This window comes from Streptosporangium sp. G12, assembly GCF_052983175.1.
The window spans coordinates 222,086-238,782 of sequence record NZ_JBRIQO010000013.1 but is presented as its reverse complement, the minus strand read 5'-3'; the positions used below and the strand labels follow the sequence as shown (position 1 = coordinate 238,782).

The window sequence follows — 16,697 nt, the reverse complement described above, 5'->3', positions numbered from 1 at the left end:
TCCGGTCCGCGCCCCGGGGGACACGCCGATCAGGCGGGCAGGAACGTGCTGGGGGAACCGTGCCAGGAGATGGTGAGCTCCTCGCGGGCGCGGGTGGCGGCCACGAAGAGCAGGCAGCGTTCCTTCTGCAGATCCTGCTGGTGGGCGATCAGGTCCTCCTCGGCGGACGTGATGGCGGAGGTGGGAGGAACCGAGTGTTCCCCGACGCCGATGACCGCGATGCACCGGAACTCCATCCCCTTCATCCGGTGCATGGTGCCCACTCCCACCTCGTGGTCGGTGTGCCTTTTGGCTAGCGCGGTGACCGGGATGTTCGCGGCCTTGAGCTTGGCGACGGCCTGGTCGGCGAGCATGTTGGAGCGCGCCGCCACGCCGATCTGACCGGGTGCGACTCCCTGGCTGAGCCACTGACCGACGGTTTCGACCAGCCCCGCCAACTCGTCTTGCTGGGTGGCGAAGCCGCTCAGCCGAGGATCGGCGCCGTGGACGTCCGACCGGTATCCGGCGAGCGTGTCGAGGTCGCCGTTCATGTCGTCGATCCGTTCCCCGTGAAGCAAGCCGAGACTCCAGCGCAGGATCTCCGCGGTCGTCCGGTAGTTGATCCTGAGCCGAGTGGATCTGCCCGCGATGTCGATGCCCAGCTTCTTCAGGGACACCCGGTAGTCGTAGATCCGCTGATGGGTGTCGCCGGCGAGGAACAGATCGTCGCGGCCACGGGCGGTCGCGGCCCGGAGCAGACGCCAGTGCCAGGGGCTGAGGTCCTGCGCCTCGTCCACGATGACGTGCCGGTATGGCCTGTGCTCGCCGTCCTCCACGAGCCGGGTCGCCTCAAGGCAGATGGTCTCGTAGGTCCACACCCCGTCCGCACGCAGCGCGTCGGTGAACGCTGTGACGGCAGCCCAGATTTGCGTCCTCTGTAGCTGGCCGAGCGCCCTTCCCCGCCCCGGCCGCGATGCCCGTTGGTATTCCTCCAGGGAGACGATGCCCTGGGTGAGGATCACCTGTCGCCATTCGTGGGAGAGGAATGCCTCGTCGAAGCGCGAGGGGAGGCCGATGCTCCGGGCCACCTTCGCCCAGCGTGCCTTCTCGTCCTCGGAACGCAGTACGGCGAGACCGCCCGTGCCGCCGGTGACGATCCGGTAGGCCACGCCGTCGATGTGCCGGACCTCGATCCGGTTCATCAGGATGCCATCGCCGTCGGTGAGTTGCCGCAGGGCGTCCTCCATGGTGGAAGGCAGCGTCCGGACGAAGGTGGTGACCAGGACGGACTTCTCATCACTCACCCGCGAGGCGAGGTGCCTGGCGCGATGCAGGGCGACGACGGTCTTTCCCGTTCCAGGACCGCCCGTCACCCGCGCCGGTCCGCTGAAGGAGCCGGAGGCGGAGTCGCGCTGGGAGGGGTGCAGATAGACGCGCCAGAGGGCGAAGGGCTTGGTGAACGCGTCCATCAGCTCGTCGGGTCCGTTGACCAGCAGCACCTGTCCGGGTGAGCGTTCGACGGCGGCGGTGATGTCCTCGGGGTCGAATCCCACGACCTCGGCGGAGGGGGCGGGCAGACTCGTCCAAACCTCGTCGGGGGTCATACCGGACGCCAGGCCGACCAGCACGTCGTGTTGCTGCTTCGGGAAGAACGCCTGCGCCCCGTCGAGCTGGTCCTCGCTGTTGAACGTACGGGCGAACGCGAGCACCTGGGCGTCGATGCCGAGACGTGTCAGGTCGGCGTCGTTGACGTGGCCGAAAAGCGGAGTCGCGGGCGTGGCCGTGGGAGTGACCGACGCCGCCCGCTCCTCCAGCGTGACGAGGTCGCGCAGCTCGACGGCGCCGGTGGCGGCGTTCACCGTGGCACGGCGTCGTTTGGCCCAGTCATAGGCGTCATCGTGCGGCAGCACGTTGAGCAGCACGTACAGGCCGCCCCGATCGGGGGCGAGCACGACGCCTCGCCAGAAAAGGGTGATGCGGATCGTGTGCATCCGAGGGTCGCGGGCCTTGGCCACCGGCTCCAGGTGCAGCCCAGCGTGGGTCGCCCGCTGGAATTTCGAGAACACCTCGATGGTCTGATCCTGAACCGGTTTTTCGAGCTTGAGGAAGGTCCGGAAGAAGTCGCGGTGGACGCCGAGTCTCGCCATGCATCATCTCCCGGGGTTCTCGCTGCCGCCGACGTGATCGTACCGGTATGAGGCGCACGATAAACCGAGGTTCATTTCTGCCCCATCAGGTGGTTAAATCGGGAGCTCATCCGGAAAAGCTGCGGAAGTACTCGGTTTCCGGTCAGTCAATCGGTCATTTCGGACGCTGTCCTAAAAGGGGTACCTGTCCATAAATGGATGTCTTTCAGGTCCATGAGCGACTTATTGCCGACTATGACCGTTTTACTACCTCGCTTGTGCACGTGCGCGACGAACGGATCGCCCGGCACCTGAAAGACGAGCAGGCGGCGCGGGTCCGGTGGCCGCACCCGTGGGTCTCCCTGAACCCCAGCTTCGCCGCCGGTGGCACGATCTCCGAGCTGGTCACTGCGGAGATGCTGCACCCGATGTGCGAGCAGCTCTTCAGGATCAAGACGGATGGGAACGATCCAGGAAGCCGGCCTCTCTCCCTCCACCGTCACCAGCGCGAGGCGGTCGAGGCCGCCCGCGACGGCGGCAGCTACGTCCTGACTACCGGAACAGGCTCCGGTAAGAGCCTCTCCTACATGGTGCCGATCGTCGATTCCATCCTGCGCGACCCCGAACCGGGACGGGTCAAGGCGATCGTCGTCTATCCGATGAACGCGCTGGCCAACAGCCAGCTCCACGAGCTGGAGCGCTTTCTCGAATGGGGGCTCCCCAAGGACGCGCGGCCGGTCAGTTTCGAGCGCTACACCGGGCAGGAAGACCTGGAGAAGCGCAACCGTATTCTGGCCCGCAAGCCCGACATCCTGCTCACCAACTACGTGATGCTGGAATACCTGCTCACCCGGCCGGAGGAGCGCCGCAACCTGATCGGCGCGGCCCAGGGCCTGCGCTTCCTGGTGCTGGACGAACTGCACACCTACCGGGGGCGTCAGGGAGCCGACGTGGCACTGCTGGTCCGCCGGCTGCGCGACGCGTGCGCCGCGCCGAACCTGCAGTGCGTGGGCACCTCGGCGACGATGGCGACCGGCACCTCCTTCGAGCGGACGCGGCAGGTGGTGGCCGGCGTCGCCACCCGCCTGTTCGGCACCGAGGTCACCTCCGACCGGGTGATCGGCGAGACGCTCGTCCGTGCCACCCGAGACGGTGTCCCCACCTCCGCCGAGCTCGTCGCGAGCATGGCGGCGGCCGGTGGCGATCGCTCGTACCAGAAACTGGTCGACGATCCGCTGGCCACCTGGATCGAGTCGGAGTTCGGACTCGAAGCCGAACCGGAGAGCACCCGGTTGATCCGCCGCCACCCGGCCAAGGTCGCGGACGTCGCCGGGGAACTCCACGCGATCACGGGCCAGGAGCGGGAAGAGTGCACGGCGGCGATCGAACGCCTCCTGCAGGAAGGGGCGCGAGCCCCGCACCCCGAAACCGGTAGGCCGCTGTTCGCGTTCCGGCTGCACCAGTTCCTCTCCAAGGGAGACACCACCTACGTCAGCCTGGAGCCCGAGGACGTCCGGTACATCACCAGCCAGTACCAGGTCAGCGTCCCGGGACAGCGGGAGAAGATCCTGCTGCCGCAGGCCTTCTGCCGGGAGTGCGGCCAGGACTACCTCGTCGTGGCCAGGGAGAAGGGCGGTCGCTACAGCGCCCGCCAGGAGGCGAACGTCGCCGGCGGCGACGCGGTCAACGGATACCTCTATCTCAGCAGCGGGCACCCCTGGCCGGCCGATCCGGTGGGGGAGGGCCGGTTGCCCGACTCCTGGCTGGAGCCGGACGCCGACGGTCGCACGCAGGTACGCCCGTCGCTGAGCGACAGGCTTCCTCGCGAGGTGTGGCTCGGCCCCGGCGGTTCCGAGGTCCCCACCGGCGAGGGAATCCAGGCCTGGTACCTGCCCTCGCCGTTCCGCTTCTGCCTGCGCTGCCGGGCGGCGTACGAGCAGACCCGAGGCCGGGACTTCGCCAAGCTGGCCACCTTCGCGACCGAGGGCCGCAGTTCGGCGGTGTCGATCATCAGCACGAGCGTGGTGCGCAGTCTCCGCGAGCAGAACGAGAAGGGGCAGCTCGACGACGAGGCCCGCAAGCTGCTCACCTTCGTCGACAACCGGCAGGACGCCAGCCTGCAGGCGGGTCACCTGAACGACTTCGTCCAGGTGACTCAGCTTCGCGGCGCGCTGTACCGGGCGGCGCGGGCCGCGGGCGAGGATGGGCTGCGCCATGACGAGGTGGCCCAGCGGGTGGCCAGAGCCATGGAGTTGCCGCTGGCCGCCTTCGCCCAGAACCCCGAGGTGAAGTTCGGTCAGAAGGAGGCGGTGCTCAAGGCACTCCGCGGTGTCCTCTCCTATCTGATCTACCTTGACCTGGAGCGCGGCTGGCGGATCACCATGCCGAACCTGGAGCAGACCGGCCTGCTGCGCTTCGACTACGTGGCGCTGGACGACATCGCCGCCGACACCGAGTACTGGGAGAGGACGCACCCGGCGCTGCGGACCGGAGATCCGGCCCACCGCGCGGATCTGGCCCGCATCGTGCTGGACGAGATGCGGCGGGCGCTCGCCGTCGAGGTGGAGGAGCTCACTCCCGAGGGATACGAGCGGATCCAGAAGCAGAGCGGCCAGAACCTCACCGGGGTGTGGGCGCTCCCCGAGGGCGGCGGCCGTGACAGCGCCCGTACTGTCTTCGCCCGACCGGGACGTCCGGGGGAGAGCCGTGACCGGGTCAACTTCACCGGCCGCTCCGCGCTCGGCAACTACCTCCGCCGGGCGGGGATGTTCCCGAACCACCCGCACCGGCTGACTGTCGACGACGCACAGGAGATCATCGTCGATCTGCTCTGGGCACTGGAGAAGTACGGCCTGCTCACCGAGGTCCAGGAGGGACGCGACGGGGCGAAGGGCTACCGCCTGAAGTCGTCCGAGCTGATCTGGCGGGCCGGAAACGGCAGGACCGGCGCCCCCGACCCGCTCAGGAAGACCGTCGACCCGGAGGTCGGCACCCGGATCAGCGAGTTCTTCAAGGATCTGTACGCGGAGGTCGCCACCCGCTTCGCCGGCATTCACGCCGCCGAGCACACTGCCCAGGTACGGGCACAGGACCGCCAGGAGCGCGAGCAGCTGTTCCGCGAGGGGAAACTCCCGCTGCTCTACTGCTCGCCCACGATGGAACTCGGTGTCGACATCGCCACCCTGAACACGGTGGCGATGCGCAACGTGCCGCCGACCCCGGCCAACTACGCGCAGCGCTCCGGCCGCGCGGGCCGGAGTGGCCAGCCGGCGCTCATCACCACCTACTGCTCTACCGGCAGCCCGCACGACCAGTACTACTTCCGGCGCAGCCACCTGATGGTCGCCGGGAGCGTGCAGCCGCCCCGGCTCGACCTGACCAACGAGGACCTCGTGCTCTCCCACGTCCACGCCATCTGGCTGGCCGAGACGGGCGCGGACCTGTACAGCCAGATGACCGAGGTGCTCGACATCGCCCAGCTCGACACACTCCCCGTCCGGAAGAATCTCCGGCTCCAGCTCGCCGACGACCACGCGGTACGCAGGGCCGTACCGCGCGCGCGGCGCATGCTCGACACCATCGCCAAGACCGAGAACCTGGAGCAGACCACCTGGTGGGACGAGAACTGGGTGGAGCGGAAGGTGCGGGGCGCGGCCGAACGCTTCGACGCCGCCTGCGGCCGGTGGCGCGACCTGTACCGCGCGGCGATCGCCGAGCAGGCCGAGCAGAACCGCCGCGTCCTGGATCACGCCTCCACGCCCGACGCCCGGAAGCGAGCGCAGGGGCGCCGGATGCAGGCGGAGAACCAGATCCGGCTGCTCAAGAACGAGGACACCGAGCAGCAGTTCAGCGACTTCTACACCTACCGCTACTTCGCCTCCGAGGGCTTCCTGCCCGGTTACTCCTTCCCCCGGCTCCCGCTCGCCGCCTACATCCCCGGCCGCAGACAGCGCGGCAGCTATGTGCAGCGTCCCCGGTTCATCGCGATCGGCGAGTTCGGCCCCGGCGCGCTGATCTACCACGAGGGACAGCGCTACCAGGTGGCCAGCATCCAGGTCCCGGCCGGGGAGTCCGGCGACGTGGCCACCGCAGAGGCCCGGATCTGTGCCGGATGCGGCTACTGGCACACCCGCGAGGCAGGGGTGGACAACTGCGATGAGTGCGACGCCGAGCTGGGCGGCTCCCTCGCCGGCCTGATGCACCTGCAGACCGTGCACACCGTCCGCCGCGAGCGCATCTCCTCCGACGAGGAGGAAAGGCGCCGCGCCGGGTTCGAGCTCGTCACCAGCTACCGGTTCAGCACGCACGGCACCCGTTCCGGCCGGCTCCAGGCCGATGTGCGGGGGACGGGCGGATCGCTGGCCGAGCTGGTGTACGGCGACACCGCCACCGTCCGGATCATCAACAAGGGTGGTAAGGGGCGCCGCAACCGCAACGACGTCGGCTTCTGGCTGGACCCGGTCCGCGGCCGATGGCTCAGCGAGTCCAAGGCCACCGAGCGCACTCCGGAAGACCAGGGGCTGACGTCGACCGAGGAGGCACAGCGCGTCCTGAAGGTCGTCCCGTTCGTCGAGGACCGTAAGAACATCTGTGTGATCCGGCTCGCCGGGCAGGTGCCGGAGACCGTGGCCACCACCCTCCGCTACGCGCTGGAGCGCGGCATCGAGGCCGAGTTCCAGCTTGAGGACGCCGAGCTGACCAGCGAACCCCTTCCCGACCCGGCGGGGCGCGGGCGGATGCTGTTCATCGAGAGTGCCGAGGGCGGTGCCGGCGTGCTGCGCAGGCTGCACGACGAACCAGAGGCGTTGCGGCAGGTGGCCCGCAGGGCACTGGAGATCATTCACATCGACCCGGACAGCGGCGAGGACCTCGACCACGCCCCCAACGCCAAGGAGCGGTGCGAGCGAGGTTGCTACGACTGCCTTCTCTCCTACGGCAACCAGTTCTGGCACACGACGATCGACAGGCTCGCGGTGGTGGACCTGCTGCGGGAGCTGGCGGCCGCGGTCACCGAGCGAAGCGGTGGCCACGCCTCCGTGGAGGACCATCTGGACGCTCTCAGTGACTCCGCCGGCAGCGAGCTGGAACGCCGCTTTGTCGGCTTCCTGCGGGAGGGCGACTACCGCCTCCCCGACGGAGCCCAGGAGCTCCTGTCCGACGCCAGGGCCAAGCCGGACTTCGTCTACCGGACCAAGGCCGGGAACGTCGCCGTCTTCGTCGACGGGCCTCATCACGACGACGCGTACGTCACCGAGCGCGACATGCGGGCCGAGGATCGGCTCATGGATCTGGGCTGGCTGGTCATCAGATTCCGACACGACGAGGAGTGGGGCGAGATCGTGCGCAGGTACCCGAGCGTCTTCGGCACCGGACGGAACGGCCGATGAGCCGCGACGTGGGCACACTGGTGACCGCCCGGGGCCGCGAATGGGTCGTCCAGCCCGGTAGCGGCGACGATTTCCTGCTCGCGCGGCCGCTCAACGGCGACACCGACTTCGAGGCCTGCCTGTTCGCCGACGAGGTCACCGACGCGACCTTCCCGCCGCCCAGGCCCGAGGAGGTCGCCGACAGCGTCGCCGCCGGACTGCTCCGTACCGCGCTTCGCATCGGTTTCACCTCCGGTGCGGGCCCGTTCCGCTCGCTGGCCTCCATCGCGGTCAGCCCGCGCCAGTACCAGCTCGTCCCGCTGCTGCTCGCACTGCGGATGGAGACCGTACGGCTGCTGATCGGCGACGACGTCGGCATCGGCAAGACCATCGAGTCCGGCCTGATCGCCAAGGAGCTGCTGGAGCGTGGCGAGGCCACCGGCCTGACGGTGCTCTGCTCCCCGGCGCTGGCCGAGCAGTGGCGTGACGAGCTGCGCGACAAGTTCGCCATCGAGGCGACCCTGGTGCTGCGCTCCACCGCCAACCGGCTGGAGCGCGAACTCCGCCACGACGAGACGATCTTCGACAGGCACCGCTACACCGTGGTCTCTACTGAGTTCATCAAGACCGACCGCCGCTACCAGCAGTTCGTCCGCACCTGCCCTGACCTGGTCATCGTCGACGAGGCCCACACCTGCGTGTCGGCCGGATCGACGGGCAAGCAGGGCCAGCTCCGCTACCGGCTGCTGGAGCAGGTCGCCGCCGATCCCGGACGGCACCTCATCCTGGTCACCGCCACCCCGCACAGCGGCAAGGAGGACGCCTTCCGCGACCTCATCGCCCTGCTCGACCCCACGCTGCGCGACGTCGACCTGGAGAGCGTGAAAGGTCGCGAGCAGCTGGCCGGGCACTTCGTGCAGCGCCGCCGCCGCGACATCCGCAAGTTCCTCCGCGAGGACTCCCCCTACCACCAGGAGACGCCCTTCCCGCAGGACCGGCACGTCCGCGACGTCTCCTACGCGCTGACCGGCGAGTACGGCAGGCTCGCCCGCAAGGTCCTCGACTACGCCCGCGAGACGGTCCGCAAGCCGGGCAGCGGGCTGCGGCAGCGGGTGTCCTGGTGGTCGGCCCTCGCGATGCTGCGCTCCGTCGCCTCCTCCCCGAGGGCCGCCGCCGCCACACTCGTCACCCGGTCGGCCACCATCCGCGCCGAGACCGACCGGGAGGCCGACGAGCTGGGGCGCTCCAGCGTGCTCGACCTCACCGACGACGAGGCACTGGAGGGCATCGACGCGGCGGCCGGCGGCCTCACCGAGGACGACGGCGAGGAATCGGCGGAGGCCAGACGGCTCAGGCGGCTGGCGTCGGCCTTCGCCGCGATCGAGGGCCCCTCGGAGGACGCCAAGCTCGCGGCGCTCATCGACGAGGTCAAGTCGCTGCTCGCCGACGGTTACGACCCGATCGTCTTCTGCCGGTTCATCCCCACCGCCGAATACGTCGCCGAGCACCTGGCCAAGGCCCTCGGCAAGAAGGCGCACGTCCGCCACGTCACCGGGCGGCTTCCACCGGAGGCCCGCATCGAGGCCATCGACGCGCTTGGCGCCGAGCCCGGCCGACACGTGCTGGTCGCCACCGACTGCCTGTCCGAGGGCGTCAACCTGCAGGAGCACTTCCAGGCGGTCGTCCACTACGACCTGGCTTGGAACCCCACCCGGCACGAGCAGCGGGAGGGCCGGGTCGACCGGTTCGGTCAGCGCAAGCAGATCGTCCGGGCCGTCACCATGTACGGCCTGGACAACGGCATCGACGGCGTGGTGCTCAACGTGCTGATCCGCAAGCACCGCGCCATCGCCAAGCAGACCGGTGTCGCCGTCCCCGTCCCCAGTGGCGGAGACGACGTGATCAAGGCTCTGATCGAGGGCCTGCTGATCCGCGGCGACAACGACCAGGACCAGCTCGACCTGGACTACGGCGTCACCAGGACCCGCGACCAGATCCACCGGGCCTGGGAGAGCGCCGCCGACCGCGAGTCCAAGGCGCTCACCAAGTACGCCCACTCCGGCGTCAAGCTCGACGAGGTCGAACGCGAGGTCGCCGAGATCCGCGCCGCCCTGGGCAGCTCCGACGACGTCGCGCGGTTCGCCCGCGACGCGCTCTCCGGCTATGGCGCGATCATCGACAACCGGGTGGAGGGCTTCGCCGCCGACACCCGGCAACTGCCGATCTCGGTACGGCACGCCCTCGGTCTCAGCTTCAACGGCAAGGCCCCGGAGCTGAACTTCCATCCGGACATCCCGGCACCACCCGGCAGCCACGCCCTGGTACGGACCGACCCCATGATCCGCGACCTGGCCCGGACGGTCCTGGACTCCGCGCTCGACGCGGAGGGACCGGCCGGCCGCTTCGGCGTCGTCCGCACCGACGTGGTCCGCACCCGCACCACGGTGCTCCTGGTCCGTTACCGCTTCCACGTGACGCTGCCCGGCCGGGCCGGGCAGCGCACCCTCATCGCCGAGGACGCCCAGGTGCTCGGCTACCGGGCCGCCGAAGACGGGCGCGAGTGGCTGAGCGACGCGGAGGTGTCGGAGGTGCTGACCTCCCGGCCGGAGAACGTCCTGCGGCAGCTCATCGACCGCACCGCACAGCGCGTCGCCGACGAGATCCCCGTCCTCGACGACGACCTGCGTGTCCGAGGAGAGGCCCTCGCCGCCAGGCTCGCCGAATCCCACCAGCGGGTCCGCGGCGCGATCGGCGAGAGAGTGAGAGGACTCAAGGTGACCGCCAACCCCGAGACCGACGTGCTCGGTGTCTACGTCTACCTCCCGACCGGCGGTGCTCGATGAAGAAGTTCGCCTACCTGGCTGTCAAGGTCGAGGGCGGTCTGATCCCGCAGGACGTGCTCTCCCGGATCGGCGCCGCCGACCGCGAGCTTCCCGGCATCCGCCCCGAGGACTACCACCTGGCCGCCTCGGAACGGCTGGGCGACGCGGCCAGCCGCCGCTGGGAGTATCTGCTCGGTGCCTATCGAGCGTTCCGCGACCGGATGGCGAAGCTGCCGGCCGGTGACGCCGCCACCACTCCCACCCGGGAGCGCTGGCTACAGGTGCTCCTCGGCGAGCTGGGCTTCGGGCACGTGCCGTACGTCCGGGGTGGCCTGAAGGCGGGGGAGAAGGAGTTTCCCGTCTCCCACCTGTGGCACAGCGTGCCGATGCACCTGCTCGGCTGGAACACCGAGCTGGACCGGGGCGCCCCCGGCCGGGCGGAGACCAAGCGGGCCCCGCAGTCGATGCTCCAGGAGTTTCTCAACCTCTCCGACGACCACCTGTGGGGCGTGCTCTCCAACGGGCGGCAACTGCGCATCCTGCGCGACTCCACCACCCTGGTCGGCGCGGCCTACGTCGAGTTCGACCTGGAAGCCATCTTCGACGGCGAACTCTACTCGGACTTCGTACTGCTCTACACCCTGCTGCACGCCTCCCGCTTCGAGCTGATCTCCGGCGACGACTCCGTCCCGACCTGCGCCGACTGCTGGCTGGAGAAATGGCGAGCCTTCGCCGACGCGACCAAGCTGAGAGCTCGCGAGCAGCTTCGCGACGGCGTGCAGCAGGCCCTCGAAACGCTCGGCACCGGCTTCCTCGTCGCCAACTCCAAGCTCCGTGACCAGCTCGGCTCCGGTGAGCTCAAGAAGGCGGACTTCCACCACGAGCTGCTCCGGCTGGCCTACCAGCTCATCTTTCTCTTCGTCGCCGAGGACCGGAACGCGCTGCTCGCCCCGGGCGCGTCTCAGGCCGCGAAGGACCGCTACGACGCCTACTTCTCCACCCGGCGGCTGCGCAACCTCGCCGCCCGGCGGGCCGGGGACCGCCACACCGACCTGTGGAAGACCACCGCCCGGGTCATCAGGGCGCTCGGCGGCGACGACGGCCTGCCCGCGCTCGGCCTGCCCGGCCTTGGCGGTCTCTTCTTCCGTACGGACGACGCTCTGGCCGAATTGACAGACAAGCCCGTGCCCGACCAGTTTCTCGTCTGCGATCTGCCCAACCAGGCGTTGCTCACCGCCGTCCGGCACATGTCCACGGTACGCGGCAAGGACGGCCGGCCCCGCGACGTCGACTTCCAGCACCTGGGAGCCGACGAGCTGGGCAGCGTCTACGAGTCACTGCTGGAGCTGGTCCCGCACCCCGAGCTGGCGGTGCCGTCGTTCGAGTTGAGGACCGTCGCGGGCAACGACCGCAAGACCACCGGGTCGTACTACACGCCGTCGTCGCTGATCGAGTCGCTGCTCGACACCACCCTCGACCCGGTCATCGACGAGTACGCCGCGTCCGGGGTCGCCGACGACCTGCTGAAGATCACCATCTGCGACCCGGCCTGTGGCTCAGGACACTTCCTCGTCGCCGCCGCCCGCCGGGTCGCCAAGCGGTACGCGACCCTGGTCACCGGCGAGGCCGAGCCGGTGCCGTCCGCCGTGAACGAGGCCATGCGCAAGGTCGTCAGCAGATGCGTCTACGGAGTGGACATCAACCCCCTGGCCACCGAACTGGCCAAGGTGTCCCTCTGGATCGAGTCGCTGGAACCGGGTAAGCCGCTCGCCTTCCTCGACGCCCATATCAGGGTCGGCAATTCTCTGCTGGGAACCACCCCCAGACTGCTGGACGCCGAAATTCCCGATGCGGCCTTCAAAGCGATCGAAGGCGACGACAAGAAGATCGTTGCGTCGCGGAGGAGTGAGAACGCCAAACAACGGGGTAACCAGAGCACGCTCTTCGCGGAGCAGGGACCGCGCGTCGGGAACAAAAAGCTGAGCGGAAGACTCCAGGAACTGGCGGCCATCCCGGTGTCGAGCGTGGCCGACGTGCGGGAACAGGAACGATGGTTCCGCGAGTTCGAGCGGTCCGAGGAGTTGACCCGCGCCCGCCTGGTGGCCGACGCCTGGTGCGCGGCGTTCGTCTGGCGCAAGCATGTCGATGCTCCGGAACCCATCATGACCGACACCCTGCGACAGTTGGCAGCGGGAGGCGACCTTCCCCCGGCCATGGCCGAGGAGTTCGATCGGATCACGGAGCGCTACCGCTTCTTCCACTGGCACGTGGAGTTTCCCGAGATCTTCGATGTCCCGGCTGAGGGCGGCGCCGACATCGACCCGGTGACCGGCTGGCGGGGCGGATTCACCTGCGTGCTCGGCAACCCGCCGTGGGAGAGGGTCAAGCTGCAGGAGAAGGAGTTCTTCGCCACGAGGCACGAAGACATCGCGAACGCCAAGAACGCCGCCGCGCGGAAGAATGCCATCGCCGCGCTGGCCACCAGCGAAGAGGAGACGGACCGGAGGCTGTTCGCCGAGTTCGCGGACGAGCTCCGCAGCGCCGACGGCTGGGCACACCTGTTCCGGGAGTCAGGCCGGTATCCGCTGACCGGACGGGGGGACATCAACACCTACGCCGTCTTCGCCGAGACGGGGCGGACGATCCTCGGTCCAAGGGGGCGGGTCGGCATGGTGCTGCCCACCGGCATCGCCACCGACGCCACCACCCAGTTCTTCTTCAAGGACATGGTGGAGACGGAGACCCTTGCCTCGCTCTACGACTTCGAGAACGAAGAGAAGCTTTTCGTACACGTCCATCACTCGTTCCGGTTCTGCCTGTGGACAGCGTCGGGTGGCGAGGCAACTCAGCCTCAGATCAACCTGGCGTTCCGGCTCCGGCAGGTCGAACAGCTCGACGAGCGATCCTTCACGCTCACCCCCAAGGACATCACGCTGCTCAACCCGAACACCGGAACCTGCCCGGTCTTCGACTTCAAGCGCAATGCGGATATCACCCTCAGTATTTACCGGCGCGTCCCGGTGCTCTGGCGGGAGAGTCCTAATGTAAACCCTTGGAATCTGTCGTTCATGGCTATGTTTCACATGGCAAACAGCTCGGGTATCTTTCGCCCTAGTGCTCAGAATAAAGAAACTCTCGAAGGGATGCTGGAAGGGGGGTGGGAGTTCGACGGAAATCATCTCGTTAAGGATGGTGAGCGTTTGCTTCCTCTCTTTGAGGCGAAGATGGTCCACCATTTCGACGATCGTTATGGGACTTACAAGGATCAGACTCAGGCGCAGGCCAATGCTGGAACATTGCCTCGCCCTACGCCAGCACAGAAGGATGACCCCGCATACGCGACGTTGCCTCGTTACTGGATTTCAGAGAAAGAGGTCACCGATCGACTCCACTCTGCGGAAGACTCGCGTGGTAACCATCGATCCCCTGGTTGGGATCGCCGATGGTTATTCGGTTGGCGCAAGGTGTGTCGATCATCGGATACGCGGACGCTGATTACTGCACAGTTCCCTCTAGCTGGATTTGGAGACTCTGGTTATGTTGCCATATTCGACATCGAGAACCCAGATCTAGTTTCCTTGAATTTCAACGCCTATGTTCTTGATTTTGTCCTTCGACAAAAGATGGCGGGAACCAACCTTAACTATTTTCTTATCAAGCAGCTCCCTGTGTTGCTACCTGCAACCTATAAGCAAAGATGTCCGTGGGATGAGAGCGAATGGTTGGATCGTTGGGTTAGAGGGCGAGCGTTTGAGCTCACCTACACCTCCTATGGTATGGAGGCGTTCGCTCGCGATCACGGTGAGGAAGGCGCTCCATACAGATGGGACGACGAGCGGCGCTTCTGGCTGAGAGCCGAATTGGATGCGGCCTACTTTCATCTGTACGGCGTCGTCCGTGAAGACGTGGATTACATCATGGACACCTTCCGAGCCTTCCGGAACAAGTCTCCCCTCCTGTTTCAACGCACCAAGGACGCAATCCTGGAAATCTACGACGCCATGCAAGAGGCCATCGACGGGCGCAAGCCGTACCAGACTCCTCTTGACCCGCCTCCCGGCCACGGCCCCCGTCATCCGGAGCGGGCGCAGAAGGGTCGTTGAGCGCGTGGAAGTGGGCAGTGCGGCGGTTGCCGTGCCTCCGGAGAGGACGGGCTCGCCGGAAGCGCAGGGTTCTTGAGGCTCAGGAAGATGGGTGCTGGTCGGCCCAGCGGCTGAGGGAGGCGAGGCCGGCGCCGAGGTCGGGGAGGGGTAGGAAGGTGCATTGGTTGTCGGGGCGGGTGGGCAGGGCGAAGGTGACGGCCTTGGCGGGGGCGCCGGTGGTGAAGGTCGTGGTGGCGTAGACGTGGCAGTGGCCGCGCGAGAGCTGGTGGGCCAGGAGCAGGCCACGGCCGTTCTCGGCGAGTAGCGGTAGGCCGAGTTCGTCCACCGAGTGAAGCAGGTCGAAGATGATGCCGACCTCGTGCAGGTCGGGATCGCCGTCGGCGATCTCGCACCAGGTGGGGACGGCATTCACGCTGATGATGCGCAGCTCGTACGGCGGGTGGGCGTGCTTCTCGGCATTGGCGGCGAGTTCGGCGACGACGAGTTCGGCGTCGGAGATGGCATCGTCGCCCAGGCCGCTTTCCTGGAGCACTTCGCGGAGGATGGCGCGGGCTCGGCGGGAAGCCGAGCCTGGCTGGAGAACCCTGACCATCACCCGGACGTCACCGGGCTGCTCTCCAGTGGTGTGCCGCATACCGGGGTGATCGGGGACGGCGTCTGGAGGAAGATTGCCGACTGGCCGCATGGAGCTGCTCCGTTCGCTGTCGGTGACGGTGCACAGCAGGAAACGGCATGGCGCCGGGAGGGATGAACGCCGAGGTCGGCTCGTTGTTCGCAGGCGAGTGAGCCGCGCGCCCGAGGTGGTCGTTTGCTGGTCGTTTCGCTGCGCACGGTAGCGCGGCAAGTCTCGCCGACATGACAATGAGTAGTCGTTCGATTACGTCATGGAGGCGGTTGTGGATGAGCCACGGCGGGGCGAAGGGCGTCCGGAGTTGACCAGAGCACGCAGGCAGCGCGGGCTGAGCCAGGGGGCGGCGGCGGAGGCGGTCGGGGTGGGGGCGACGACCTGGGCGCGGTGGGAGCGCGGCGAGCAGGGCGTCCGGGCGGCTCACCGGGCGCGGATCGCCGCCGCGTTCGGGGTGGACGCTTTGGAGGTCGAACGATGGATAGACGGCTGGTCCTTCGGGGAGACATCTTCGTGGCCGATCACGGAGTACGGCGACACCTCGACGGCGGCTACGGTGAGGTCGGCCGCGCTCTTGTGGAGGTACGAGATGGATGCGTCCCGGCGTCATTTACTGGCCTCGTTGCCGTTCGTGCCCTCGGTGCTCGGCGAATGGTTGATGTCCTGGAACTACGCCACTGCGCCCCGGACGGTCGCGCAGCAGGGGGCCAGGTGCACGGTAGGCCTGGCCGACGTCGCTCGGATCAACGAGGCGCGCGAGGTGTTCGGCCAGATAGATCAGCGCTTCGGTGCCGGACTGGTCCGTCCGGTGGTCGTGCGATATCTGAGCGAGACGGTCACCCCGCTGCTGCGGGGCCGCTACGACGACCGGGTGGGCTCGGAGCTGATGACGGCGACGGCGGGAATGACCTGGCTGGCGGGCTGGACGGCCTTCGACCTGGGTCGTCACGGCCAGGCACAACAGCACTTCGGCCAGGCTCTGCGACTGGCGAAGACGGGTGACGACCCGCTGACCGGTGCGTGGGTGCTGGCGACGCTGACCCGCCAGGCGATTCACCTGGATCAGGCCACCTTGGCGGTGTGGCTGGCACGGGCCGCGACCGATACCGCCCGTCGGGCGCAGGCACCGCCGCGCGTCATGGCGTTGACGCTGACCAGGGAGGCCTGGGCGACGGCCCTGCATGCAAGGCCGGCCGAAACTCGTGACGGGCACGGTGCGAAGCAGGTCGAACACCTGCTCGCCGAGGCGGAGAGTGTCCACGCCCAAGGTGCCACCGACCGCGACCCGGTGTGGACGAGCAGGTACGAGGAGGCGGAGCTGAACGCGGAGGCGGGCAACTGCTGGCGACTGCTCGGCGACCACATGCGGGCGGTGAACTACGCGGAAGCAGCCGTGGCCGCGTTCGGTGAGCGCCTCCCCAGGTCCACCCGGCTCAATCGAGTGCATGCCGCTGAGGCATACCTGGGAATGGGCGAGCTGGAGCAGGCCCTCGATTCCGCACGGGCCGCGATCCCGGAGACGAAGGCGTTGGCCTCCACCCGTTCGGTCGAGCTGATTCGGCGGTTCGCCGGCCAACTGGAGCCCTACGGCGACAGCATCATGGTCCGTGAGTTCCACGACCACCTCAACCACGCCCTCGCCGCCTGATCTCACCGCCGTTCCTGCGGACCGAGTA

Annotated in this window: 6 protein-coding genes; 4 read left to right on the top strand and 2 right to left on the bottom strand. The window is 68.0% G+C overall.

Annotated features, from left to right (window positions below; translation table 11 throughout):
- Positions 1-29: 29 nt before the first annotated feature.
- Positions 30-2,126, bottom strand: coding sequence for a UvrD-helicase domain-containing protein (locus tag ACVCAG_RS21320; protein ID WP_447190165.1), 2,097 nt, complete (start codon positions 2,124-2,126; stop codon positions 30-32).
- A gap of 263 nt (positions 2,127-2,389) precedes the next feature.
- Between ACVCAG_RS21320 and ACVCAG_RS21315 the strand changes: the two genes are divergently transcribed.
- From ACVCAG_RS21315 to ACVCAG_RS21305, 3 genes are read left to right on the top strand one after another with little or no spacing between them, the layout of a single operon-like run.
- Positions 2,390-7,492 (top strand): DEAD/DEAH box helicase, encoded by a 5,103-nt coding sequence (locus tag ACVCAG_RS21315; RefSeq protein ID WP_447190164.1) that lies wholly within the window; start codon positions 2,390-2,392, stop codon positions 7,490-7,492.
- Positions 7,489-10,314: a helicase-related protein gene (locus tag ACVCAG_RS21310; RefSeq protein WP_447190163.1), complete on the top strand. Its 2,826-nt coding sequence runs from the start codon at positions 7,489-7,491 to the stop codon at positions 10,312-10,314. The genes ACVCAG_RS21315 and ACVCAG_RS21310 overlap by 4 nt, the downstream gene beginning before the upstream one ends.
- Positions 10,311-14,396: an Eco57I restriction-modification methylase domain-containing protein gene (locus ACVCAG_RS21305; RefSeq protein WP_447190162.1), complete on the top strand. Its 4,086-nt coding sequence runs from the start codon at positions 10,311-10,313 to the stop codon at positions 14,394-14,396. The genes ACVCAG_RS21310 and ACVCAG_RS21305 overlap by 4 nt, the downstream gene beginning before the upstream one ends.
- Before the next feature lie 79 nt (positions 14,397-14,475).
- On the opposite strand, the gene ACVCAG_RS21300 is transcribed toward ACVCAG_RS21305, so the two are convergent.
- On the bottom strand, positions 14,476-14,988 hold the full coding sequence (locus ACVCAG_RS21300; protein WP_447190180.1) for an ATP-binding protein: 513 nt from the start codon (positions 14,986-14,988) through the stop codon (positions 14,476-14,478).
- A 340-nt stretch (positions 14,989-15,328) separates the two neighbouring features.
- Here ACVCAG_RS21300 and ACVCAG_RS21295 point away from each other — a divergent pair, with 340 nt between their 5' ends.
- Positions 15,329-16,669 (top strand): helix-turn-helix domain-containing protein, encoded by a 1,341-nt coding sequence (locus ACVCAG_RS21295; RefSeq protein ID WP_447190161.1) that lies wholly within the window; start codon positions 15,329-15,331, stop codon positions 16,667-16,669.
- Positions 16,670-16,697: the final 28 nt, after the last annotated feature.

What these genes read in the sequence shown, in the direction of transcription:
- ACVCAG_RS21320 (WP_447190165.1), bottom strand. Translation starts at nt 2,126, where the DNA reads ATGGCGAGACTCGGCGTCCACCGCGACTTCTTCCGGACCTTCCTCAAG.
- ACVCAG_RS21310 (WP_447190163.1), top strand. Translation starts at nt 7,489, where the DNA reads ATGAGCCGCGACGTGGGCACACTGGTGACCGCCCGGGGCCGCGAATGG.
- ACVCAG_RS21305 (WP_447190162.1), top strand. Translation starts at nt 10,311, where the DNA reads ATGAAGAAGTTCGCCTACCTGGCTGTCAAGGTCGAGGGCGGTCTGATC.
- ACVCAG_RS21300 (WP_447190180.1), bottom strand. Translation starts at nt 14,988, where the DNA reads ATGGTCAGGGTTCTCCAGCCAGGCTCGGCTTCCCGCCGAGCCCGCGCC.